The 23,306-nt window shown below is 53.0% G+C and carries 28 protein-coding genes and 1 pseudogene; 15 read left to right on the forward strand and 14 right to left on the reverse strand.

Annotation, left to right across the window (positions count from 1 at the left end; translation table 11 throughout):
• Positions 1-630 precede the first annotated feature (630 nt).
• From H7F08_RS12465 to H7F08_RS12475, 4 genes and pseudogenes are all read left to right on the forward strand, one after another.
• Positions 631-1,605, forward strand: a complete 975-nt coding sequence (locus tag H7F08_RS12465) for a glycosyltransferase (RefSeq protein WP_010642607.1) — start codon at positions 631-633, stop codon at positions 1,603-1,605.
• A gap of 107 nt (positions 1,606-1,712) precedes the next feature.
• Positions 1,713-1,964, forward strand: a pseudogene (locus H7F08_RS15540) (transposase); the annotation flags it as partial.
• A gap of 693 nt (positions 1,965-2,657) precedes the next feature.
• A complete protein-coding gene (locus H7F08_RS12470; protein WP_010642603.1) occupies positions 2,658-2,963 on the forward strand; it encodes a hypothetical protein in 306 nt (101 codons plus the stop codon).
• A gap of 3 nt (positions 2,964-2,966) precedes the next feature.
• Positions 2,967-3,176 (forward strand): hypothetical protein, encoded by a 210-nt coding sequence (locus H7F08_RS12475; protein ID WP_010642601.1) that lies wholly within the window; start codon positions 2,967-2,969, stop codon positions 3,174-3,176.
• 121 nt (positions 3,177-3,297) lie between these two features.
• On the opposite strand, the gene H7F08_RS12480 is transcribed toward H7F08_RS12475, so the two are convergent.
• From H7F08_RS12480 to H7F08_RS12495, 4 genes are all read right to left on the reverse strand, one after another.
• Positions 3,298-4,020 carry a S1 family peptidase gene (locus H7F08_RS12480; protein WP_010642599.1) on the reverse strand — a complete coding sequence of 241 codons (723 nt, stop codon included), beginning with the start codon at positions 4,018-4,020 and terminating at the stop codon, positions 3,298-3,300.
• Between the two features lie 8 nt (positions 4,021-4,028).
• Entirely contained in the window at positions 4,029-4,898 is an 870-nt protein-coding gene (locus H7F08_RS12485; protein ID WP_010642597.1) for a transglutaminase-like domain-containing protein, read from the reverse strand.
• 273 nt (positions 4,899-5,171) lie between these two features.
• A complete protein-coding gene (locus H7F08_RS12490; protein WP_031573155.1) occupies positions 5,172-5,705 on the reverse strand; it encodes an RES family NAD+ phosphorylase in 534 nt (177 codons plus the stop codon).
• The gene (locus tag H7F08_RS12495; RefSeq protein WP_035210757.1) at positions 5,702-6,082 is read right to left on the reverse strand and encodes an antitoxin Xre/MbcA/ParS toxin-binding domain-containing protein; all 381 of its coding nucleotides are present in this window, start codon (positions 6,080-6,082) and stop codon (positions 5,702-5,704) included. The genes H7F08_RS12490 and H7F08_RS12495 overlap by 4 nt, the downstream gene beginning before the upstream one ends.
• A 358-nt stretch (positions 6,083-6,440) precedes the next feature.
• Between H7F08_RS12495 and H7F08_RS12500 the strand changes: the two genes are divergently transcribed.
• Positions 6,441-7,559 carry a hypothetical protein gene (locus H7F08_RS12500; protein ID WP_193640705.1) on the forward strand — a complete coding sequence of 373 codons (1,119 nt, stop codon included), beginning with the start codon at positions 6,441-6,443 and terminating at the stop codon, positions 7,557-7,559.
• A gap of 587 nt (positions 7,560-8,146) precedes the next feature.
• Here the strand turns inward: H7F08_RS12500 and mobF are convergent.
• Complete coding sequence (gene mobF, locus H7F08_RS12505; RefSeq protein WP_193640706.1) at positions 8,147-9,274, reverse strand: MobF family relaxase; 1,128 nt, start codon at positions 9,272-9,274, stop codon at positions 8,147-8,149.
• 108 nt (positions 9,275-9,382) lie between these two features.
• Complete coding sequence (locus H7F08_RS12510; RefSeq protein WP_193640707.1) at positions 9,383-10,717, reverse strand: transposase; 1,335 nt, start codon at positions 10,715-10,717, stop codon at positions 9,383-9,385.
• Positions 10,718-10,987: 270 nt separating this feature from the next.
• On the opposite strand from H7F08_RS12510, the gene H7F08_RS12515 reads away from it, so the two are divergent.
• Together H7F08_RS12515 and H7F08_RS12520 are read left to right on the forward strand one after the other, a co-directional pair.
• Positions 10,988-11,176: a hypothetical protein gene (locus H7F08_RS12515; RefSeq protein ID WP_193640708.1), complete on the forward strand. Its 189-nt coding sequence runs from the start codon at positions 10,988-10,990 to the stop codon at positions 11,174-11,176.
• 625 nt (positions 11,177-11,801) lie between these two features.
• Positions 11,802-12,218 carry a GtrA family protein gene (locus H7F08_RS12520; RefSeq protein ID WP_193640709.1) on the forward strand — a complete coding sequence of 139 codons (417 nt, stop codon included), beginning with the start codon at positions 11,802-11,804 and terminating at the stop codon, positions 12,216-12,218.
• Positions 12,219-12,336: 118 nt separating this feature from the next.
• On the opposite strand, the gene H7F08_RS12525 is transcribed toward H7F08_RS12520, so the two are convergent.
• From H7F08_RS12525 to mobQ, 3 genes are all read right to left on the reverse strand, one after another.
• A complete protein-coding gene (locus H7F08_RS12525) occupies positions 12,337-12,648 on the reverse strand; it encodes a type II toxin-antitoxin system RelE/ParE family toxin (protein ID WP_193640710.1) in 312 nt (103 codons plus the stop codon).
• Positions 12,636-12,932 (reverse strand): CopG family ribbon-helix-helix protein, encoded by a 297-nt coding sequence (locus H7F08_RS12530; protein ID WP_193640711.1) that lies wholly within the window; start codon positions 12,930-12,932, stop codon positions 12,636-12,638. The genes H7F08_RS12525 and H7F08_RS12530 overlap by 13 nt, the downstream gene beginning before the upstream one ends.
• Before the next feature lie 287 nt (positions 12,933-13,219).
• Positions 13,220-15,721 (reverse strand): MobQ family relaxase, encoded by a 2,502-nt coding sequence (mobQ, locus tag H7F08_RS12535; protein ID WP_193640712.1) that lies wholly within the window; start codon positions 15,719-15,721, stop codon positions 13,220-13,222.
• A 146-nt stretch (positions 15,722-15,867) separates the two neighbouring features.
• Between mobQ and H7F08_RS12540 the strand changes: the two genes are divergently transcribed.
• Positions 15,868-16,188, forward strand: coding sequence for a hypothetical protein (locus H7F08_RS12540; RefSeq protein ID WP_193640713.1), 321 nt, complete (start codon positions 15,868-15,870; stop codon positions 16,186-16,188).
• Positions 16,189-16,235: 47 nt separating this feature from the next.
• Here the strand turns inward: H7F08_RS12540 and H7F08_RS12545 are convergent, their stop codons facing one another.
• From H7F08_RS12545 to H7F08_RS12565, 5 genes are all read right to left on the reverse strand, one after another.
• Entirely contained in the window at positions 16,236-16,520 is a 285-nt protein-coding gene (locus tag H7F08_RS12545) for a hypothetical protein (protein ID WP_226831368.1), read from the reverse strand.
• Positions 16,521-17,117: 597 nt separating this feature from the next.
• Complete coding sequence (locus H7F08_RS12550) at positions 17,118-18,020, reverse strand: replication protein RepA (protein ID WP_193640714.1); 903 nt, start codon at positions 18,018-18,020, stop codon at positions 17,118-17,120.
• Positions 18,021-18,060: 40 nt separating this feature from the next.
• Positions 18,061-18,294 (reverse strand): plasmid partition protein ParG, encoded by a 234-nt coding sequence (locus H7F08_RS12555; RefSeq protein ID WP_193640715.1) that lies wholly within the window; start codon positions 18,292-18,294, stop codon positions 18,061-18,063.
• Complete coding sequence (gene parA / locus H7F08_RS12560) at positions 18,291-18,920, reverse strand: ParA family partition ATPase (RefSeq protein WP_193640716.1); 630 nt, start codon at positions 18,918-18,920, stop codon at positions 18,291-18,293. The genes H7F08_RS12555 and parA overlap by 4 nt, the downstream gene beginning before the upstream one ends.
• A 98-nt stretch (positions 18,921-19,018) precedes the next feature.
• Entirely contained in the window at positions 19,019-19,576 is a 558-nt protein-coding gene (locus H7F08_RS12565) for a recombinase family protein (protein WP_193640717.1), read from the reverse strand.
• A 198-nt stretch (positions 19,577-19,774) separates the two neighbouring features.
• Here H7F08_RS12565 and H7F08_RS12570 point away from each other — a divergent pair, with 198 nt between their 5' ends.
• The 7 genes from H7F08_RS12570 (at position 19,775) to H7F08_RS12600 (ending at position 22,871) form a co-directional block, all read left to right on the forward strand.
• Positions 19,775-20,209 carry a hypothetical protein gene (locus tag H7F08_RS12570; protein ID WP_215843169.1) on the forward strand — a complete coding sequence of 145 codons (435 nt, stop codon included), beginning with the start codon at positions 19,775-19,777 and terminating at the stop codon, positions 20,207-20,209.
• Entirely contained in the window at positions 20,206-20,661 is a 456-nt protein-coding gene (locus tag H7F08_RS12575) for a DUF2442 domain-containing protein (protein ID WP_198926409.1), read from the forward strand. The genes H7F08_RS12570 and H7F08_RS12575 overlap by 4 nt, the downstream gene beginning before the upstream one ends.
• Before the next feature lie 446 nt (positions 20,662-21,107).
• Complete coding sequence (locus tag H7F08_RS12580) at positions 21,108-21,344, forward strand: hypothetical protein (protein WP_081576642.1); 237 nt, start codon at positions 21,108-21,110, stop codon at positions 21,342-21,344.
• 151 nt (positions 21,345-21,495) lie between these two features.
• Positions 21,496-21,753, forward strand: a complete 258-nt coding sequence (locus H7F08_RS12585) for a hypothetical protein (protein ID WP_193640718.1) — start codon at positions 21,496-21,498, stop codon at positions 21,751-21,753.
• 23 nt (positions 21,754-21,776) lie between these two features.
• The gene (locus H7F08_RS12590; protein WP_193640719.1) at positions 21,777-22,097 is read left to right on the forward strand and encodes a hypothetical protein; all 321 of its coding nucleotides are present in this window, start codon (positions 21,777-21,779) and stop codon (positions 22,095-22,097) included.
• 289 nt (positions 22,098-22,386) lie between these two features.
• Positions 22,387-22,575: a stability determinant gene (locus H7F08_RS12595; RefSeq protein WP_193640720.1), complete on the forward strand. Its 189-nt coding sequence runs from the start codon at positions 22,387-22,389 to the stop codon at positions 22,573-22,575.
• Positions 22,575-22,871, forward strand: a complete 297-nt coding sequence (locus H7F08_RS12600) for a type II toxin-antitoxin system RelE/ParE family toxin (protein WP_193640721.1) — start codon at positions 22,575-22,577, stop codon at positions 22,869-22,871. The genes H7F08_RS12595 and H7F08_RS12600 overlap by 1 nt, the downstream gene beginning before the upstream one ends.
• Positions 22,872-23,306 lie beyond the last annotated feature (435 nt).

Genomic DNA, 23,306 nt, shown 5'->3' on the forward strand with positions numbered 1-23,306 from the left:
ATTGCAGACAAGCCAATAGCTCTACTGACACGCAAGAAAAAATCGCGAGTAGCGTAACAAAATTTTCTGTCATGTTGTTAATTCATAGGAAAAATGTCGCAGGAAGTAGGCTGATGTAAAAACAGTGCAAGCTCGAGACAAGTTGGAATCCTGCAAAAATTCTGAAAAGCTATGGTGGACGGGAGCCAACGGACTTGAGCGATGGCCAGAACCTGGGTCCGCAAGGATTCACGCTCCAGGAGTTTGTAATAAGTGGTCCAATGGCAGCGCAGTGAAATATGGCTGAGGGCACGAGTGACCCAGCCATCAGGGGAGATCAGGCACCTGCAAAGCAGTTCGAGGAAGCTGCGCCGCGAGCGGGCGGCATGGCCGCGAGAAAGTAGGAAATCCACTCCGAAAGGCGGAGGGTAACGAGACGCTGAAAGGACATGGCAGTGATTCCGAGAAGCCTAAAACACTTTTCATTGGCCGACCCTTTTTTCCAAAGGGTCGGCCGCACGGCGCTATCACGGTGTCAAGCACTTTCGTAGCAAAAATAGAAAATAAAAACCCGGCGGAGCCGGGCTGAATGTCTAAACTAGAGTTAGGAAGCTTGTCGTACGATTTTTCCGTTTTCTCAAGGAGCCCCTGATGACCGATTTATCCGTTCTCGTACCCAGCTACCGTCGTCCGGACGATCTGCGCCGCTGCCTTGAAGCCTTGTGTTGCCAGTATCTGGCGCCAGTGCAAGTAATAGTCGTGGCGCGGGATGTGGACAAATCATCACATTTGGTCGCACAGGCATTTGCCGAACGCTTGCCTCTGGAAATTGTTAAAGTTAACGAACCGGGTGTAGTCCATGCGCTGAACACGGGTTTGCTGAGTGTCAAAGCGGAAATCGTGGCGATTACCGATGATGACGCAGCGCCTCACAGCGACTGGCTCGCGCGCATCGCTGCACACTTTGAGGCCGATTCCCGGATCGGTGGGGTAGGCGGGCGCGACTGGGTCCATACGCCGGACGGCACGGTGGTCGATGGTCAACGGCGCATGGTGGGGCGAGTTCAGTGGTTTGGACGCATCGTTGGTAATCACCATCTAGGTGTGGGACCTGCGCGCGAAGTGGATATTCTGAAGGGTGTTAACATGAGTTTTCGGCGTACGGCTATGGAAGGGTTACGTTTTGATACCTGTCTACGTGGGATGGGTGCGCAAGTGCATAACGAAATGGGCTTTTCGCTCGCCGTAAAACGCCGTGGCTGGAAGTTGATGTACGACCCAGAAGTGGCGGTGGATCACTACCCAGCCCCGCGAATGGATTTCGACCAGAGGGGTGTCTTCCATCCCGATGCAACGGAAAACGCCGCCTTCAATTGGATGTGGGTAACCCAAACGCAGTTGATAGGCGGGCGGCGTTGGATGAGCCGGCAGTGGCAAGTCTGGGTAGGAGACGCAAGTGCAATGGGTTATATTCATTTTTTTCGCGCACTACTGCGTGCTAATCCATTAGCGCGTGCAAAATATAGAGCCGCAAAGCGTGGTCGCGAGCTCGCAATATCTTTGCTTAGAGTGTTAAACAGCGTGCAAAAGTTGCCAGAATTGGGTGGAAAACAGCGTGTAAATTGACCACCTGATATCCTGCCGGATTTGCCGGGAGGAACCTGGAGTGATTTGCATGGAAACCATAGCCAAAGTGCGCCGTCTGTATCATCTGGACAAAGAGACGGTCTGGTGGACGCAAACCGAAGGATTTGCCTCAGTTCAGCTGGGTTAACACCGTGCTGGGCAATCTCAAAATAAGTCTTTCCGGTCCCTACCATACTTTTAAGTTTCGGAAATATGTTCAACGTTATCTCTCCACCGTGACTGATCGCTTCAACCACCGTTTTAATCTTGCCACTTTACCCATGAGTTTACTTCGCGCCGCCATCAACACCGGACCAAGGCCCGAGCACTGGCTCCGCTCAGCGGAATCATCGTGCTAATCAGGAATAAGTAAGTAAACGATAATATTTTCACGATATGGGATGGTTAAAACCTGATATTTATGGCTAACGAATGCTGCTCATTAACAATCTGCTGGACTAGCATATGTGTCCTACCGCACAGACGACTCACTATAAACTGCCTACGATAGATCATCAGTCGGCCTAAACATTATTGGTCCTAACAGGTATAGAAAGGGATGATCTGGCGTTTAAACGCACCATACGCCAAGTCTATTCCAAATACGGCAATACCAAGGATGCTGAGCAAGATGATAGAGGCCACTGAGTGTACAGCGCATCTTGGTTTCCGCACCCACTTCTCTGACAAGTCAGCATTCATCCGCATGGGCAGGAATGAGCGGTCTTAAAACCGTTTTGCATGATGACTAGGTCTGTCATGATGAAGACGCTGATGACAAACCAGGCGGTGTTAGCATGCAAATAAAAATGATCTAGGCAACAGAATATCTGTATCAACGACCGGGAATTTCAGGGCTGCGGAAAAAAGTCAAAGTGATCGCCCCGATGCTCTTCAGAAAGACGTCCAGAAAACTTTGCAACCGCTGGTTGAATATGTCTATGGATTGACACAAGTTCAGCAAATTAGCCAGCGAAAAACGCCCGATGTCATAACCTGAAAATCCATCTCACTAGATACGGCCGTCGAACACTACCTGAGGAAGCACAATTATGGAATCAGCTTTCAGTCATCAGATGAATCCCAATGAAGTCCCATCGACGACCCTTACAGATTCTGTGCGCATTGATTTAGCCAATCACCAAGGCCACACACGGTATTTACAAATTCCACATTCGACCTTTGATCAACTGACTCTGCGCATCGGTAATGCACACAAAGCCGGGCAATGGTGCATTGCACACTATCGCGATGTAGACAATCTGTCGGTCTCGGCGATTGAGCGCTACCTGAGCCTGATGCTACGCGCATACCTACAACATGAACGACAATTAACGGTCTGCCTCATGGAGCAATGAAAAATGACCGTCCCTTTAACACAGTTGTCCATACGGCAGAATTTCCAGCCACATGCCAGGACGATCATTGTGATCTTTTCCCATTTGAACGCAGCGAATCCATGGATAAATGCCGCCATGCGGACGATAGAAGTGTTCATTGGTGCAGGAGTAGGTCTACTGGGTGGCTACTTCGGCGTGAACCTGCCGGGATTGGATGCAAAGAAACCCTAGATCTTTGCCCTAATGATGCGCAATATCTCTTTCTGGACTCAATTATCTCGGCACGATGAAAAACTCAGTATCCGCAGCATGCGGAGTGGGCGAACCAATTTGCAGCCACATATGCGCATTCTTAATTGGCTGTCAGGGTCATCAGAATATCGGCGTACCAAGTGCAATTAAGGCCCAGCGATTCATCTACCTCTACATCTCTCCCTCCCATATCAATACGCGCTGAGTGCACCCCCAGCAGTTTCCACGGTAAATTCTGGTCCCTGTTCGCAGAGCGCAGGACCACTGGGGCGCCACTGCTGCCCCGATGTGTCCGGGCATCCGTTAGAAAATACCCCTGACCCTGAAAACGTAAACCGAAAGAAGAGGCAATAACGGCTTGCCGTACTACCGGTAGATGGTGCAGCGTATCATGGAATCCCAGCGGAAAGCCCACAACCAATAAAAAACTACCCACTTCAATTTCTTGGAACACACTCTGCAAATGTGCGGGTGTAAAACACTGGATCACCACGGACTCCGGTAAGTCGTTACGATTGATTTCAATCACTGCTACATCAATTTCACCGCCGCTATCTTTACCCTGACGCCATAGACTCTTACCCTCATGGTATAGATCAATAGATAATGCGGTTGCACAGGTTAAATTTTCAGCATCGGTATGTAGTTCAATCTCAATGCGGTTGGGGAAATGTTTACTGGGCTTATCAGTCAATACGTGCCGACTGGTCACAAAAAAAAGGTGCTCGCCTCGGGCGAAAAAAAAACCACTGGCACGCGTGAGTAGGCGCGTATTATCGAACGTCGACACGCGAACCGTGGTTAAGAGCAATGATTCAATCATGGGAATCCTTAGTGCCAGTCATCCGTCGACAGGGCGGAGGGTACCCTCTGCGGCAAGACAAGAGAACCATTGGCATCGGCAATGGCCCCAATACTTATCCATGGTGGGGAAGATACCACCTCTCCAAAAATCGTCGCGAACGCTACATCAGCGGCATCACGACCCGTACCCAATCGTAACAACCCCATAGGAATCGCGATGCCAGAAGGGTCGAATAAATACCAGCCTCCAACCAAGTAAACCTCTACATAAGCATGGAAGTCGAAAGTGTCATAGGTCAGATTTACGCCATAATTAATACCTGTCGCAAACCGTGCGGGAATATTGCTGGCACGGCAAAGCGCAATCATCAAATGCGCGAAGTCGCGACAAACCCCCGCCGTTTCTATAAGGGTGTCAATAGCAGAGCTGTTGGAGTCGGAGGTGTTTTTTACATAGGTAATACGCCCCGCCACCCAGTCACAAATTGCCTGCACACGGCTATATCCTGTTTGACAGTGGCCGAACTCTCGCATGGCGAGCAGATAGAGACGATCTGATTGACAGTATCTACTTGGGTATAAATACCTCAGCACCTGGAATGGCAAATGCGCCACTGGAATCTCGCCTACCTGTTCCGGTTCAGCTATGTGATGGCTTAGTTCGACAGACGCTGTGTACCTTACCTGCAGGAGCCCCGTTGCGGCGCTTAGTCGTAGAAAACGGTTACCCGTTGAAGGATCGTCTTCGACGTTCCACGGTACATTCTGGTTGATGATTAAAGATTCATGAACCACTTTCTGCCGCTTCGTTTGCGCGGCATGGATGTTGAAAATAAAATCACTTCCGGGCGCATTCACTTCATAACTCAGCGCCAAGGATAGTTGCAGATGAATCATAGCCAAGGCATCTCTCTGCGCTATAACTGGGCGACTCTGGTTTCAAGTCTAGCCCTATCGTATATCTCTTTGTCATGCTGAGCCAGCTTTGTTGATGCAACTATTTGAAAAATATAATTTATATAATTGATTTGAAAGGGGCTTCTTCAAAATATGAGTCAACAGTCATAGTGACGGGTTTTGAGAACGTGATGGTCAGTCCAGCGAACGACCGCTTCCGCTGCCATGCCGCCATTGAGACTAGAACTGACCCATGCACAAGCCATCGGTTTACTATGACGTTCTCTGCCATGATTGGTCATCACGAGGCAGATTTCCCTCTGGATCATGCACACACAATGCGGATGGTGGAAGCGTACTGGAATTGAAGATTACCAGATTGGTGCCACCGGCGTGATGTATCGAAGGATACAAAATGCCATCGGCATTTTCATCCAGTGCCAAATCACCCAATACCCAGCTCGCTGGCTCCATTTTTTCGTCAAAAGCGAGTTTTCGCCAATTACAGGCGTACTCAGCCCACAGAGAGTGCCAGTTACCTGCCTTGTACCCGGCAGAAAAATCAACCACCCGCAATCGAGTAACCAGAAACAAGGTTAGTGTCCCAGGGGATAATAAACGCGCACCCTGCTGATATTCTGCAAGGGCGGTTTCGGCGGTTCGCGAAAGATATAGCGCTTCCAAGCCCGGCCGATTGAATCGCCCTCCTTTGGCTGCCGCACCGGCTCCTGACGTTGGTGCGTGCGACCAGCGCGGAACGATAACACGATAGAAGACTTCATCGTGGCCAATATCCCGCAGAATCATCCAGTCGCGCCGCCAGCAATGGATTCAATGTAGTCGATGACGGCCTGCGCTTTACCCTGCCGTACTAAGGTATCGGGAGTCAGGTAGTCGAAGTCCAGTAAGGGTTCATTCATAAACCAGAAGATGGCTCGGTTGCGGTCACCATCTGCCGCGCGCTCTGCTGCTGCCAGGACTCGCACAACTTCACGCAGATAGTGTTGCAGATCTTCATTCTGCGGGCGCGCAGTCGGGGTGTTGCGACTGACACGCGCACGTTCGGCCACGCTTTGAATTTGCAAGCCCAGAGCGCGTCCGACGCGACGGGGAGACAAATAGGCGTGATCTGGTTCTCGGAAAGTTTCGGCGAGGCTGTTTGTAGGGGCGATGACTGCGTGCATAGAAACTCCAATAGAGAGGTTTTGCCTATGATATGCACGAATTATGCACGTAATTTGATATGTTGCCAATCCTTCCGTTTTCCGTCGGCAGTTCCGTCAGGTAGTTCACTCATCAGGTCTGCGTGCCGTCTTGTCCTTACCTACGTTCTCCCGGATCAATGCTTCATTGGTCCTGAGTAGTCGCTCTTTCAGTAGCAGCTCGACAGCATGGGCTGCATGTCCGATTACAGGTCACCGACCGTGGTCATTTCCTGCATCTTTCCAGTCCATAAACTCGATAGTCTGTCGCCGTTTTGCAGAACGATAGCTGCATAACCTATAATGCAGTTCGTTCAAAAGCCCTGTCCTAGAGGAATGCATGTCTATCCGCCCCTACCCCATCCCCATGGATGATTTCCGTAACGTGCTGACGCTTTCCCCGCTCAGCCTGGTCGAAATAGCGCGCAGATTCGGGATCAGCCGCAGCAATCTGATGGGCTTGCTCGGAGGCAATCGCACGCTCAGCGATGACAGACTCCTGCAGTTGGTGAAATGGGTGGGACTGGTAGGGGCGGATACCCTGCATCTGACTTCTGGCATCCATTTCTGGAAAATTGCTTCCGAAACGCAAATGGAAGCATTTCTGCATCTCCCCACAGGGATATTGCCGGGATCCTTACGCTGGAGTCTGGTCCTGGAGTTTCCGCCACTGGATCGGGACTGGATACACCTCAAGGCCGATATCGGCGAGCAATGTTGGGTTTTGCTCTCCGTCCGCCCGGTCTTTTTTGCTTTGCTGCGGGACCGACTTCCGGGCATCGGTCGCCCAATAACGCTAATGTATTTACAAAAGTCGCTGAAACAGATCCTTGCCGATACCAGTAATCCGGGTTTGGCGGTTGCGTGGGCAAAGCAGCCGCAAACCCTGACTTTGGTAGATGCGCCAATGCGGGACACTCATGCAGCGGATTTGTCGGCCTGGATGGCTTGGGCACGGCAAAAGCTGGCCCTTGATACCAGTGACATCAGTGAACAGGTCTATCCACCAGTGACGGAATCTCCCGAAGACGGACTGGACCCTGCGATTCCTTGTGATCAGGCCTGGCACCTCTTGGCGCACCGCCTTGACGTCGCCGGTGCCGCACATCCGGATATTGTTGATATACCAATATTCCCCATGGAAAAGTTCAGCGATTACCCTACTGGCATGGTGCGGATGGATCGGAACTGGCTGGGGGATGCCCTGCTGGAGCTTGGAAAAAAAGGACGGTTGCGCTGCTACGTCAAGGAAAACAGTACAGAGAGCGTGATTGTGGCATTGTCTACGGTAACACGCTGTGGATTACCGCCACCTTGGGTTTTGTCCACGGCATCAGAACGTTACCTGATTTGGCGTGAGCAACATCTGGAAATCGCTGCGCACATTGAATCAAATGACTATTGTATCGGGCCGGTAGTGGCTTCCTGGCATCGCGCTACAACCTGTTTGGTTCAATAGTATCCATCCAGCCTTCAGGATTGGCGGCAGTGAACCGCTGGTCTTGTTTCGGGCATACTCTGGAAGTTGAACATGTTCCGAAAGGACTCTGGCTTTGGAGTCTAAATAGCCTGGAAAACCAGAGTGAAATGAGCAAATAATGATTGAACAGATGCACAGAAAACGGGCGCATTTCCACCTAACCTACTCATTATACTTGATTTTACTCGGAATTGGCCTTAAAGAAAAAACTATGCGACTCTGGCTTTCCCGTCTATATAGCCTGGAAAACCAGAGTACAAAGGCCAATGATGGTTGAGAATGGCGCGGGAACAAAGCCTGCTGTCAGTGCATAACGTGTCCAGCAATGGTTGGGGTTACCTTACCTAACACGGACTCAATCAGTTAGGTAGCCAAAAGCTATGCGGCAATCCTATGTTCCCGATTCTGTCATCAATCGTTCCTGTTTGTGTCACATGAATATGCTCATGCCATACAGGGAGTAAAGGGCGCGTCAGACGGTTATGCACGGATGGTTATAGTTCTTAGCTGTCATTTCAGTGAAGACCATGCTTCACTGGTTTTGTATTTCCATTTTATTCTCCCTGCTACCCAATATTGTCTGGTCCGAATGCTGATTGATAGTCATGACTGATGGCAACATCTTCACCAAAATCTGACGAGGAATGAACAGTAATATTGGTCACATCCATTCCGGTGCAGCTTTGTTGCTTTTGAGTTACTGCTGCACGTTTGGCGGCAGCGGCCCGAATACTGTCCAAATCAATGCCTGCATCATGTGCACGCTGCCGCAGCGCATCCTTCAAATACTTCTTGTCCACGTTTCGATCTTTGCTTACCCGTGTATTCAACACAGCGAAATCTTTTTGTTTGCGGGTGGCCTTTTTGGGATCAATGCCGCTTTTTAATAAATACGATTGGATTTGTTTTTTTCGCCCTGAGAAAGCATCTTCGGCTTCTCTGGATATACCCTGCACCCCAAAAGATAGGTGCTCTATACCTTTTTTATCACATTCCAGCCTCAGCTCCAGTTCATAGCCGCCCAACACCTGCATTTTGTTCATCAAGTAAGCCACTTGGGCATCACCCAGTGCATAGATTTTGCGACTTTTTTTTCCATAGTCGCTCCGCAAACTGGCCCACTGGCCATCGGCTCTTTGGATAAGATTGGGAATCACTACATGGACATGCAGTTGGGGATCGATGATTCCATCGGCGGCTCTGGCGGTTTCATGCAGAAATCCAGCCGCTACAATAAGATCAGAAAACTCGGTAATCACGCCACCCTTCCCTTTTCTCGCGTGGGACATTTCCCTTGCGTAAAAATTTTCGATCGCTTGTTGCACAGATTCCAGCATCCATGCCTTAACACGTGAATCGTCAATGGACAGAATAGAGGCCGCTTTGGGCGCACTAAATGTCCAGTCCGAGCCCATTCGACGATTATTCTGATGGTTACCGCGTTTACTGATGTCATGTCCATCCATGGTGACACCATGTAGGAGTTTTTCTAGATCCGAGTTGTTGACATAGCAAGATAAGCCTTGGATGGCGGCACCGTTACCCATCCAAACGCCCTTAACGTTGCCATTTTCCGCATAATAGTTGCTAGTTTCATCTTCAGAAAAATGGACAGTCTGCGCTTCCTTTTGTTCAGAAACGTATTTTATTACACTTTCAGGAGTCCCTTTTAGGTGAGTTTCTTTCACGCTCATGATATCACCTCTCCTCTTCGTTTTTTATTACCGTAATTATGCAAAAAAACTTTTCGTAATTTTTATCTGAAGTTTCACCGATTTTCATGAGGAATAAGTCGCCGCATGCTACGCCACCATACGCATGAGCATCTGAGTGAATGATTTATGAGGGGGTTGGCAGAGATGGGGCCAAAGTCCCAGAAAATGGCTGGAGAGAGCTTCATCTGTAATCAGTTTGCGGACATCGGAGAAGGCAAAACTGGTCCGTCCCTTGACGATATGGCGGCGCTTGGGATCAGCCGTGATCCGGTCGGCGTAAATCCAGGTCAGGGTCGTGGCGAGCAGGCAGAAATGGAGGTGGTTGGTGACGGCATCAGCGGTCCGGTTCTGGCTGCGGGCGCTCCCGATTTCCTGTTTGATTTCTTTGAAGCCGGCCTCGATTTTCCAGCGGGCACCATAGTATTCGACAATCTGGGTGACGGAGAGCGTCAGATCTGTCGTGAAGAACGCCACCCACTGGGTTTTGCGAAAGACCCAGACCACCCGCACCGGGCAGCGCAGGGTTTTGAGCAGGAAGATCTGATCATAGGCACGTATCTCCCGCGCTTTGCCATAAAGCTGGACCGTGTGCCTTTGCGCCTGTTCCCGCAAAGACGTCGCCAGCTCGGTCACTGAACCGCAACGATCCCCATATTTGCGAGGCCGACCCTTGGCGGTCCGGGCCGCATCCGCTGGCTCTGCATATAGGACCGTACTGCTGCGCAAGCGGGACAACAGGTGGATGGACGGTTCCGCTGCATTCAGGGGTTTCCACAGGCCATTGTTCCCGAACCAGCTGTCGCAGACGATCAGAGGAGAGTGGCCGCTGAAATGGGTAGCCACCGGCAGGATCATGGCCGCAGCCTGGGCCATTTTTGACTGAAAGACCGGCACCTGTCCATGACGGCGGACGTTGATCTTGCCGGCCGCAATGTCCTTCTGCCGATGGTAGAAGCGACAGCCCAGCGGCAGACAGGCCCAGCGGCCTTTGATGGGCTTGAGCAGGCCGAGCATGACGATATTCTGTGCCCAGGGATAAGTGGGATGATTCACCTTGGCGGTATGATCGAAGAAAAAGCCGCAGCCGAAGATCCGCTTGCCGGTTTTGTCGTTGAGGGTGTCATCAAGGGCCAGGATCAGTCGCCCATCGACCAGCGGGGACGGAATCAGATTCCAGGCAATCGGCCAGAGGCGATCCCAGGCCAGTTGGGTGGAGGCCATGAAGAGGTAGAAACGGCGGGCGTTCACATCCAGGCCAAAGAGGGTCTGCAGGGAGCGCAGCAGATTGCTGCTCATGGAGGAGGTGAAGGGGACCATGATAGCCAACAGGATAAAGGGGAACCATTGAGCCCGTTCGCGCCCTAGTCGCGAATCCGAAAATGCCGATTGGAAAGGGAGGAGTAAATCGCGTAGCATGGACATCGAACAGGGCCTCTTGCGTTTTATAATCAGAGCGTTAACGATCACTCATTATATCACGGAAGGCGGTTCTATTCATCGTTATCTGGCTGATTCACAATAAATAAAACAAGAAAAATAGGGTAACAAAATAGCGCCAAAATAAGTATAATTCATAGATAAATAATAATATTTAATGACCGACATTTTTGTTAACCATGCCGATTTTCCTCGCGGAAAAACGGTGAAACTTTAGTACAAACCATCAATCCCGATCTGAAGGACTGTGACATCTTGGCCATGTACGCCAACCGCTATCGCTATGCCCAACCCATCTGCGGCCCTGGCTATCTGGATACCTTGCCACCTATTAAGCTATCCATAGAAGGGCTGTATGTCGCGGACACATCCTACTACTATCCAGAGGATCGGGGCATATCCGAGAGTGTCCAGATGGGCCGACAGATTGCCAGAATGCTGTAGGTGTAGCGGCTTGCAATCGAAAACGGCGTGCTCGCAATCAACGGGCTTTTTCGGCTCACATTAACTGCAACTGACGGGCCTTCGTGCTCACATTATTTGCAACCATGCTCGCAATCATCAGACCGTGCTCGCAATCCATGACGGTGTGCTCACATTAACTGCAACTGATGGATGCCCAGATCGGCAGTCCAACGACCAGCATTTTGTCCCGCAACTCAGCGGCACACGAATGCTCCAACATATTGTTGATAAAGGCTTTAATCTATTTCAGTATGGCATCAAGTGGCCGATCTGTGTAGCGTTTAGTCCAAAAAGGCATGAGATTCAAGCATGGCTGGACTTTGAATGTTGGAAAGGGTTTGTGATGTGCCAAAGTGCTTATTTTAGCGAGGTCCACAGCCCGGCCTTGGTGAGTGCAAAAAACGAGCGTTTTGTGGACCTGTTCAGTTGCAGTTAATGTGAGCACGCCGTCATGGATTGCGAGCACGGGCGGATGATTGCGAGCATAGTTGCAAATAATGTGAGCACGAAGGCCCGTCAGTTGCAGTTAATGTGAGCCGAAAAAGCCCATGGATTGCGAGCACGCCGTTTTCGATTGCAAGCCGCTACATGTAGGGACTGAGCTATGCGCATCTTTTTTTCCCGTCAATTTATGGTTTTCATACTCACCGGCGGATTTGCAGCTGCGATCAACTTTGGCAGCCGGTTTTTTTATAACGCCTTCGTGGGCTTTTCGGCTGCGGTGACCTTGGCTTATCTCACCGGTATGGTCACAGCCTTCATCCTGGCCAAGCTTTTTGTATTCCAAATATCGTCCCACTCAACAGCAAAATCTGCGGCTTTATTCGCCTTAGTCAATGTATTTGCTTTTGCACAAACCTGGATTGTCAGCATGGTGCTGGCCTACCATTTGCTGCCCGCCATGGGCATTCAAGAGTTCGATAAAGCGATCGCGTCTGCGGTGGGTATATCCATCCCGGTCTTCACCAGCTTCATAGCACATAAGTACATAACTTTTCGGGAGATGCCATCACAAATATGAGAAACTTGTGCCTAAATATAGCCGGATTCCATAAAACGAAGGTTTTCTGAACACTTCGCTTATGGACATTTTCGGGGCCATTTCCGGCTCTGAATCTGTCCATCAACCCGTCCAAGTTTCAATGTTCGCTTAACGTCTCTGGATTGGTGCTCTCGCGTTGGTGCCGAACAGCTACGATCAATGCAGTTTCCCCGTCATAACGATACAGAGCCACATACCCGCTTCCACCAAAACCAATCAGCCACTCCCGGTATTCGGGTTCCATGCTTTCTGCCGGACGCCCCGCCTCTGGATGTGCCGCTAGTATTTTTACTCCGGCCCGGATGGCTTTGACCGCACGTTGCGCAGCATCCTTGTTCCGATCCGCCAGAAATCGGTACAGTCGCTGCACATCCAGCAGCGCCGGTGGGGACCAGATCAGACGTGGCAATGGGGAGGCTCCACGTCTTCGCCCGCTTCCAGGCGCGCCATCCAGATATCGGCCTCTTCCTGCGTGACATGCAGCCCCGTGTCCTGATAGGCCTCCCAGGCCTGAATACCTTCCTGCCGCAACGCTTCCTGCTGCTCTTCCCGCTCCACAAACTGGCGGATCGCTTCTTTCATGAGCCAGTGCATAGAACGATGACGGGCGTCGCCCAGACGCTGGATACGCGCCTTCATTTCGAGATCTATCTTAACCGCCATGGGTACGGTAGGGGGAACGGATGTGGACATGATCAAGCTCTCCGAGGTATTCATTAGTATTAATATATCATACCTATTCAACCATCATGAAAAATCCACCTGCGTGGGATTTGATCCGGTCCTTCCTCACAACGGACCCTTTTTGAGAGTCTCTCAACGTCCGTCACAGTGACACGCTGAATCAGTCCCTTACCGTTCTCATAATCCACTCTTGATTTGCTTTTCTCGGTTCATCCGGGAATGAACGGGTTTTGAGATTGTCACTGTGACAGTGCTCCGCCTTTCTCTTGCCTGGGCACCCCTGTCGCTCTGGAGCCCTAATCGCCAATGCCCTTGCCTTTCTCCTGGTCTCTCACCAGTCGCCCCTGCCCATTCATCTTCCCCAGCACCTTGCTCCAGCCCGCAGGACGCTCCGCATCTCCCTGGGTGAACGTGGCATACAGCCCTACCGATGGTTGGGCTTTAAACCGTTCCTTCGGTATCGCTACAAAGTGCGGCGCACCACCGCCGCCCTTCGCTCCCACATAGACATGACCTTCATCGACGGCAATCACCGCGCCAGTAAACGTCCCTTTCCAGCCGTCCCTGCGGGCATACTCCGCTCCATAAGCGTTTATCTGCGCTTTCGGCACCATCGGTTCCCGCTGCGCTCCGCTTCGGTTTGCCCGTTCTTTCCAGTCTTTGCGAGCTTGGGTTACTGCTTTACGCGCTTCCGGCAGATCCCCGGGGGGATACACAAAAACCGCTCCCCCTTCCCGCGGTTCTACCACGTATCCCGCCGCCAAATAGGCTTTACGCACGTCCTCAATTTTTGTCACCGCATCAGCACTCAGCACTTTCACCAACTCCACCAACTTCTGCCGTCGGGCTTCAAGATCGGTCAGATCTGGAGAGGGCTTCTCTGACACCTTGACGGGCGCTGGCTTGGTCGGCTCTTGCTCGACCGAAATAGGGACTATCGGATATTTGAAGCCAAGAATTTTACGAACCTCGAATGCTTGTGCTTCGGTGTCAAACAGCATGATCTCACCATGCTTGTCCCTCATCGGCGCATGGTCAGCCGTTTCTTCCACAAGATAGCGGATACCCGGCACCACCACAGAAGATGGTTTGTATTCCGGCTCAATGACTGGCTTGGCCTGCTCTGCGATGGCTTCCCGCGCCCGTCGCGCGAGATTCATATCGGCCACTTTCAACCCCGCCCGTAATGCCGCCATAGCGGCCTGCTCCTGAAATCTCGCATCTCCGGTAAACTCCAGGGATTCCCAGCCCTTCGCCTGGGCGGTATCGATCATCAGCGGGATGTCGCCAGTGCCGTTCTTCGCCAGGATGAGCGGGCCTTGGTCAATCACTTCCGCCTTTCCCAGACGCAGATAAAGCCCGCCATCCTCCGGCATCCACCGGCAGTATATGTCCCGCTCCGCCATCTCCGCCGAATAGGCGGGGTTATATTTCCGGGTCAGCGTCTGTGCCCGCCATGCCTGCCAGGTAGAGCGTTGCGGGTGACGGATACCGGGCCGGATTTCCTGTTCGGTGGCGCGGTCCTGTTCCAGTCGCTGCGCTTTTAATGCCTGTTTACGGGCATCCCATTCCTGGCGGGCGGCATAGGCTGCATCCTTCTCGGCTTTCAGATCGGTATGGGGATAGACCCACACTTCTTTGCCGTCCCGCTCTTCCAGCTGATATCCCGCTGACAGGTAGGCCTGACGTAGATTCGCTTTCGCTTCTTTATCGGTTCGTAGCGTTTCCGCGAGGTCCAACAGCTTCTGCCGCCGAGTCTCGCGCTCGGCCTCGATGGTGGCCAGACGTGCCGCTTCCTGACGCTGAGCCTGCCGCTCTTTCTCCGCCTGTTCATTCCTCCGCCAGCGATCATTCCACCGTAGTTGAATATCTGCTCGTTCCCGCCTGGCCGATTGAACCACCGCTCCGGCAACCACCCGGTCGGTCAGCCGGAAGTCCGGGCGCACCTCCCGATGGGAGGCCTCAAACTCCCGCCGCGCCGCCTCCCGGCGCTCGCGCCTCTCCCGCTCAGCTTGCAGATCGATGATCTCCGCCGATAACCGCGCCCGTTCCTCGTTATTGACGCTGACCTCGCGGTTGCCGTCTCCCCGGTCGGACTCCTTCCCTCGCCGCTCCATCTCGGACGCTACCGGACCCAGGTGCTGGGTCGCCTCCCGGTCTACCCCCTGCGCCTGGAGACTGCGGGCGTCGATCCGGGCTTCCACACCCGCCCGCTCCAGTGCGGCATTGGCCGTGTGCTCCCATAACTCCCGCACCGCTTTCACTTCGTCGGCGGCGGCCCCCAGGCTGCGCTCCCGGCGGGCTTTGTCGGACAGCTCTATATGGGCTTTGGCGCTGAGGATCAGCCCGCCGTCGGGAGCGCGACTGAACTGCCGGGTCGTGGTGAGAAGATGGGCATGGTGGTTCCGGTGGTCTCCCTCCCGGTCGGGGGCGTGAATGACCAGGTCCACCGCTACGCCATAACGCGCCACCAGGGCCTGCGCGAAATCGCGGGCCAGATCACAGCGCTGCCCGGCATCCAGTTCGGCGGGCAGGGCGACGATCCATTCTCTGGCCGTCCGAGCGTCCTTGCGCTTCTCGGCCAGTTCGGCGGCGTTCCAAAGTGCATTGCGCTCAACACCAAGACCGTCCGGCGTGAGGATCTCGGTCAGCTCCACGCCGCCCTTGCGAGTGTAGTCGTGAACCAGCCCGGTCCGCGCATCCACCAGCTCGACACCCGCCCGATAGGCCGCCGCGGCGACGGCAGACCGTCCCGCGCTGCGCGCTATCGGTTTGGTGCTGGCGTGATAAATGGCCACTTTGCGGCTCCTTTGTTTATGGCTTTTGCTTCGGCCCCGCAGGGCGCTCTGACTTGTGCAGCAAGTCGTAAGTGCGCATTTCCGTACTCGCTGCGCTCATCCGGTGCATGATAGTATGCCTACTTCAACCGCATGAGGATAGCACTATGGCACAGACACTGAAGCAGAAAATAGCAGAGGCAGAAGATAAGCTGGCTCGCCTCAGGGAACAGAGCAGACGCACGGAGAACGGCCAGAAAATCATCCTGGGGGGCATGCTGATTCACGCCGCCCGGAAGGATACCAAAATACGGGCATGGCTATTGGCTGAAGCCGAGAGGTCCGTCACCAGGGAGGTCGATAAAAAACGCCTGGCCCCGCTGCTCGACACCCTGCGCATGACGCCAGAACCCAATCAGGAGAGCGAGAAGGAAACCGTCTCCGAAGCCCTGACCAATATTCTGAGCGACAACGCCATGCGCGATTGACGGCTCACAGCGTTCCTTCAGGGAATCCCCTCAGGAACAATGGCCCGTCACAGTGACTTGCCTGACAAACCGATCCGCGCCGCGATTTCCCGGAGCAGCCCCAGGGCGATAGCGTTGCCCTGCCCCTCGCGGGCCTTCTGGTAGGCGATCGCCAGTTGTTCGATCAGGGCGGTATCACTGAGCTGGGATTCATCCCCCTCGCCCCAGACCATGCCGCGATCCCGCGCCCGCTTCCACCGCATCCGTTCCGCACTGGTCGTTGCCATGAATCTACCCTCACAAGCCGTCACAGTGACGGAGCATAAAACAGCCACATCGATGCCGTCAATCACGGCCAAGCACATCCACCCACTGCAATAGCCCCGCCAAGGCCCCAAATTTGCCCTACAGCGCACGCAAAGGATTCTGGCAAGGAAAATCTATCGCAAGGCATCAAAAATCGATTCTGGGCCATTTCTCGATGCTTCTCCCCTGCCGAACGAAAATAAAGGGGGAGCCGATGCCGTAGGCAGTGGGGGACAACGTCCCCAGAGAGGGTCGATCCGGCGAGCCGAAGGCTCGGACAGGGGGAGCGGCAGGCTCCCCGCCGGGGATGTTTGCGCCCGGCGCCGAAGGCGGCAAGCGGGCGCTCCTTGAAGTTTCAGTTTTAAGCAGATCGCAGTTATCCACAGAAAGCGCTGACCAATTACAGGAAATTTATAGGTTTTATTAAAGGATTTAACCTAACGGTTTAGGGGGGGGGGGATTTCACGAACAAAGGGGGGGGGGATTTCACGTGGATAAGTTGCACAACTCACAGGGTTATCCACCGCCAAGGTCCCCCAAAGCATGTAATCGACAGATATCTGTACAGCACGATGCAGCAGGTGAGGCGATCGAGCAGCGGCGCTGTCTGAATAGACTTTAACGAGTTTTTGGCGCCGGAAATGTTACCTTTTGTATGAAATAGGTGGTGGAGACCCAATCAGCAATAAGCCACCTGTGATTTGCTTCACCTTGGCTTGCGGATATACTGCTTGTACCTTGTGCAGTGCGGGTAAAAAATCCTTCTTAAAATTCTTGTCTGGGTCTTTGCCTTCATATTCTTGGGCGAACTGCTCACGAAGTGATTTCCAGTACAGGGTCACACCACGCCCCTCGATGCGGTGCAGCCGATGGGCAAGCCATGCGTAAACATCCAGAGCCAGCGCAGAACCTTTAAGCGCATGCAGGGCACGATTATCTAGTGGCACTGCGCCATCCATAAGTGCTGCGTAAAAATGCTCCGATAGCACCATCAAACCAGGCCACAAGGCCTTCTGCCCTGTGTCTTTGTTCATCAACCAAGCATCGAATTGTTCCACTGCTTGGCCGTTGAACGTCCGCCCCCTATACCCAACCTGCAACCGGCAGGCCGCAAGAGCATGCATTTGCTTCCGCAAGCTCGTGTAGCGTCGGCCATCGTGCTCCATGCCCATTAGGTCAAGAAACTGCGCAGCACTTTCGCCTATGGGAACCTCTCTTGTTTTGTAACGTACTGCGTGGGTAGACACATGGGCCAGTGCTAAGCGCGGTAATGCTCCGTAGGGAACCAATTGCTGTACCGGCCCATTGCCCTCGTCAATGTAGCCGGCCTGGACGTTAACCCAAGCTGCGCCAGAGCGACGCATGAATTCGCGGCCATCGACCTTTGAGCGAGGCAGACCAACCTGACAGAACACGGCATGAGTAAAGGCCATATCGGTGCCGGTCGGAGGCGTGCCGTAAATATCGCCAGCAGCTTCAAGTAGCTTGTTTTCTTGGCGCGTCAGACATAGAAATTCGGAATCTTCCTTGGGCTTTTTTTGGCTCATGAGCTCTCTTCAACTTTCACACATTAATGTAAAAGTATTCTTACTGATTTGTGTATTTCTGTAAAAGCAACTCTCTCACTTCATCGGCGATTTTTGTGCCCCGCATAGCGCATTGCGCTTTAATAGTACGGTGTAGACTTTCTGGCACATCAATGGTGAGTCGCTTCATCGCTTCTACTTCATTGCCTGCGGCACGGTTTTCTACCCATGCATCAGCAGCCTCCGGTGCAGGCTTGCTGGTAGGCTTGGTTCCAATGGCTACTTTTTTTGTCATTGCACAAACTCCATCAACTCAGCTATCACTGCTTCAATTTCCGCTACTGCTGGCCCGCCTGCATCAACTTCATGTACCGCCATGCCTTGAGCTGCTGCCTCAGCAAAAATCACACGCTGCGTAATACTGGCTTTCAGTACTGGCACGGGATAGGCAGCAAGAGCCTCACCGACATCTCTACCTATCGCCGTATTTGCGATTTTACGATTAACAACAAAAGCTGATTTAAGTCCAGTCTTGTATATTCTCGCCTCGTCTATCAGTTTTACGACCTCATCAGCAGCCCAAATGTCATAAGGGCTTGGCTGCACGGGGATCAGCACGACATCAGCAGCCATAATTGCCGACCTGGCTAAATCTGTAACACGAGGGGGGCCATCAATAATTATATGGTCGTATCCATAACCAATCTGTCCAATCTCCTTGTGTACTGTTGGCCGGGGCAAGCCAACTACGGAAAAGAGCGGTTTCCCTTCACGAGCCGCTGCCCAATCCAAAGAACTTCCTTGAGGATCAGCATCGATCAGCAGGACGCGGGCACCAGAACGCGCCAAGCTAGCCGCCAGATTCACACTAAGGGTGGTTTTCCCTACGCCACCCTTTTGATTCAACAGCCCGATAATCATATGTTCACCTTTTGTTTTTTATCGTAAATGTTATTTTACGGAATTTTACATTTGTTGCAACCAGTCGGAACTCCTGCAGAAGCAAGGCACAAGAACCGTCAAAGACGTGAAGCCCCCGGAACCCAGCGATAGAGGGTCGGCAAGGAGACACCAAGATGCTCGGCCACATCCCTGCGCGGCGTGCCGTTATCCAAAAGCTTCCTGGCAGATGCTACCTTGCTCTCCGTCATCACCCGCTTTCTCCCCGGCATCCGCCCGAACTTGCGAGCGGCCTCCAATCCGGCGCGAGTGCGTTCAATGGTCAGATCCCGCTCCATCTCGGCCAGACTGGCCATGACATGAAAGAAAAACCGTCCCGAGGGTGTTCCGGTATCGATGGCGTCGGTCAGGCTTTTGAACTGAACGTCCCGAGCTTGCAGACTGCTAACCAGGTCGATCAGATTCCGCACGCTGCGTCCCAGACGATCCAGCTTCCAGACCACCAGCGTATCCCCTACGCGGAGCTCTCCCAGCGCCTGAGTGAGGCCCGGTCGCTCTGCGCGGGCACCACTGATCTGGTCCTCCAGGATCTTCTCGCAACCGGCTTTGGTCAGTGCCTCCCTTTGCAGGTCCAGATTTTGGTCCTGGGTGGATACCCGGGCATAACCGATCAGCATATTTTTCTCCTGACTCTCTCGATATTCATAATAACGGTAATGAATCAATAAACCCATTTCAAGACCTATTTTCGAGAACCCTATCCTGTTGATTGTTGGTCATGGCACCTGTGGCGGGTTTGGCCTCTCAAAAACCCTCGTTTGTGAGAGGCCATATTCTTGGTTAGCTGTTGAAAAACCCGTTCGATAGGTTATAGTTTGAATATGAAAGTCTGCACGCATCGCGGGTTGTTGATCGCAGTTTTGACGCGCAACGAGCACTGCCCACCGCATGTGCATGTTGGAACAGGTGATTGGAATGCACGCTTTGAGTTCAGCTTCTGGCACAACGGGGTACGTCTGTGGGATGTGATGCCTATCCAGGAATCACCTTCCGCAGGACTGCTGGAAGAAATTCGGCAAGCGATAAGGAGGGCGGAGAACCTGCACCGCGCTCGGAAACTCTGGTGGCAGAGTCGCCAAGGCCTCTGCCTGGATAATTTACTTTGGGATGCCGCTGCTCAGGCGGTGGTAACCCCAAAAGGCGCGCGCCCCGGTACAGTTCAGATTGTATCCGGTCGTTTTGATGGCGTGCGGAATATGACGGTTTTGCATTTGGCAGACGACCCCTTGCCCTTGGAGATCCAATTATGACGATTCAAGCAAAAAATGGTTTTGATGAAGTAGTGACGCCCGAAGTGCTGCAGCGGGCTGTGGCTCTAGGGCGAAGTCGCCATAGGGGAAGTATTCATGCCCAGTCCTTGCGCTACCTGCCGGATACGCGTGCGCTGATGATCACATTTGGCGACCAGACAGCGATCGTTCTGCCAGTAGAAAACTATTCTGAGCTGGCAGCGCTCACGGGGAGGGAACTCCAGCAACTGAGTTTATGTTTTGCCGGCAGTGCGTTGTGCCTCAATGATCGAGACTTGCACGTTTCTATCGCCGGACTTATGGCCATGAGTCAACCGCTGCTGGAGGTTGCAAAAACGGTAACTGCTTCTTATAACGGTAGCTTGAGAACGCTCGCAAAGGCTGCCGCATCTCGTGAGAATGGCAAGAAAGGTGGGCGCCCGCGCTCGTTAACCCATCCCGGATCGGTGTAAGAACGGGTGACAAACGGCGGGCCGGTACCGCGACCTCTGCCGATCTGCTATCTGTTTTGGATAAAGCGGGAAATGCATCGCCCCGCGCAGGGGGACAGGTCGTGAGAAAACACAGAAAATGCGAACCGCGCAATGGTTCATTCGCTTTTATTCACATTCAAACGCGCTTTAAGGCACATCGCTATTGGGGTTATTGCTGGGACCATGCTCCTGGTGTCTGCTCCAGGTTGTGTGCACCTAGCCGTTATGTCGAAACAGGATGCCGGGGTTGTACCTTAAGACGGCAGGTATGGCTCAAACATCAAGGCCTCCGCAGGTTGGCCCATCGCAAATGGCATCAGAGCATCCCCTGGAGTGACTGGAAAAAGTGGAGAAGAATGGGACTACACGACACACGACTGCTCTAATTCATTATTGCGGTTAGAGCTATTGCCCCAGGAGAAAAATTGGAATACGCGCAATTCAAAATAGGGGAATCCTTCAAAACTGCGACCGGCACCTGGCGGTGCACGGATATTGGCACCAGAACCATCGCCGCTATCCATATAGCACACGAGAACGGCAGGCCTGTTTATGAGGATCCGTCGTGGTTCAATGGGCCGCCCTATGCGGTAGCTGAAGAGGTTTTCGATGCCTATGATTTTGGTGGATGCTACACCATGGATGATCCGGAGCCGTTCTGAGCAACAGGTCATATTTCCAGGGCACCTCATCAAGAGGAAATTTTATGGGTCCCATCAGCGACAAGCGAGAAAAATCATGATCACCCTATAGGCCACATCGCCAGGAGGAAACCGTTTTGGGAACGGTTGCGATGCGGCCACGGAGTGTGTCATGTCCGATCGCAGCGGTATTTTAAAAGGGGCCTATCCGCCAAGGGCGATACGGCGCCATCACCGACATCGGTTGTGGTGTAACAGGCGCTTTCATTGGAATCGGGATTTGTCCGGCGACCAGCGGACGCGGGCGCAGGCGATTGACACGCCGACCCCCTGTTCCTGCTGGATGTGCGGTAATCCGCGAAAATACTTTGGAGAGAAGACGATGCAAGAACGTAAAAAAGACCAGGAAAAGGAGGGCGGCATGAAGTAACTACTCACAGCAGGAGAAACTTCATGTCAAAAACCATTCGGCGGCGTAGCGCCCGATACGAATATCGTTGGGTATTGTCGGATTGGGTCAGGATTGCCCCACGATATTCGGTGCGTCAGCGGATTGCGCCCCATTCACCAGAGGGACGGAAACGACTGGCAAAATTTCACTCGGACAGCCAGCGCACCATGGAGATGGTGCCCTCGTACTTCCGGCGGAGTTGCAATCGGAAAAAGCGGCGGGAAAATCAGCAGGTCCTGAGCCGTTTTTCCCGCGAGGGAGATTTGGATCACGGCCCCGTCATGGCGCCAGACAAATCAAATGCTCTATCGTATTGGTGGTGAAGCGATTAGATAATGATACGGGCGGCATGGGTCCTTCCGTCCGGGATCGTTTGTGAGACTTGTCACGGTGACGGGCGCGCGCGACCTGGATATTCCAGCGGAGCATGATGCTTTTTGAGGCCGGGAATTTTCTCGATCTTCTCTGCGGTGTTGCTGATTCCATCCACAGGGTGGCGCACAGAATTTGTGGATGGTTCCTGCAAGGGGGAAAAACGCCTAATATAGACATCAGGGACCGCATGGGGGCTTTAAACCCTCGCTGATGATCGATACCAGAGGAGCGCCCAGAATGCATGCCGTTTTACCTTCTATCATCTCCGAGTTTGAGACCGCCGAGCAGGAGGTCAGCTACACGGCTTGGCTGCAGGCCAAGACTGCCGCTAGCATGGCCGACCCGCGCCCGAGCATCCCGCACGATGAGATTGAGCGACGCATGGCCGAGCGACTAGCACGGCTCAGACAGCGCAAAACGTCCTGATGCTACCCATCTTCTGGCTTGAGTCTGCCAACGCCGATCTAGCCACTATCATAGACTACATCGGTCAGTACGATGTGAGTGCAGCCGAACGTCTGTGGGAACGCCTGCGCGTCTGTGTGTTGCCACTGTCAGAGCACCCCTACCTGTACCGCATCAGCGATCGCGTGCCGGGCTTGCGTGAGATCGTCGCGCACCCAAACTACATAGTGCTCTATCGTGTTACGGCCACCTGCATTGAGATCGTGAACGTGGTGCATGCCCGCCGTGAGTTCCCGGTTTCAACCAAAAATGAGTAGCCTCATCGTAATGTCGCAAAAAGGCCCCGCACGGAGAGATGAAGAACCCAGCAAAATCAAGCCATCCGCCCGTCCTGTCCGAGCACCCACAAGACAGAATGATACCTTCTGTCTTGTATAGAAAATCCAGCCCATGGCCCGGTATGTTCGTTGATAAATTCCTCATGACACTGCATATTCATGTATGATAGAAATACGGAGGAATATACCATGCCTACTTCAACTGGAAGAATCGCTGTGATTGCCTTGGGTGTTTTGGCTCTGTCAGGCTGTGCTGTTAGCCCCTACGGCGGATATGGGAATCAGGGTTATAACCAGCCGCCTCCCCCACCACCTCCTCCCGGCCAGGGTCCTGGTCAGTACAACAATGGCTACGGTAATCCGCCGCCCCCGCCGCCCCCCCCTSGATAAAAGTATCAGCTATGCGACGTTAGG

The organism is Acidithiobacillus sp. HP-11, assembly GCF_015100075.1.
Taxonomy (GTDB): Bacteria; Pseudomonadota; Gammaproteobacteria; order Acidithiobacillales; family Acidithiobacillaceae; genus Acidithiobacillus; species Acidithiobacillus thiooxidans.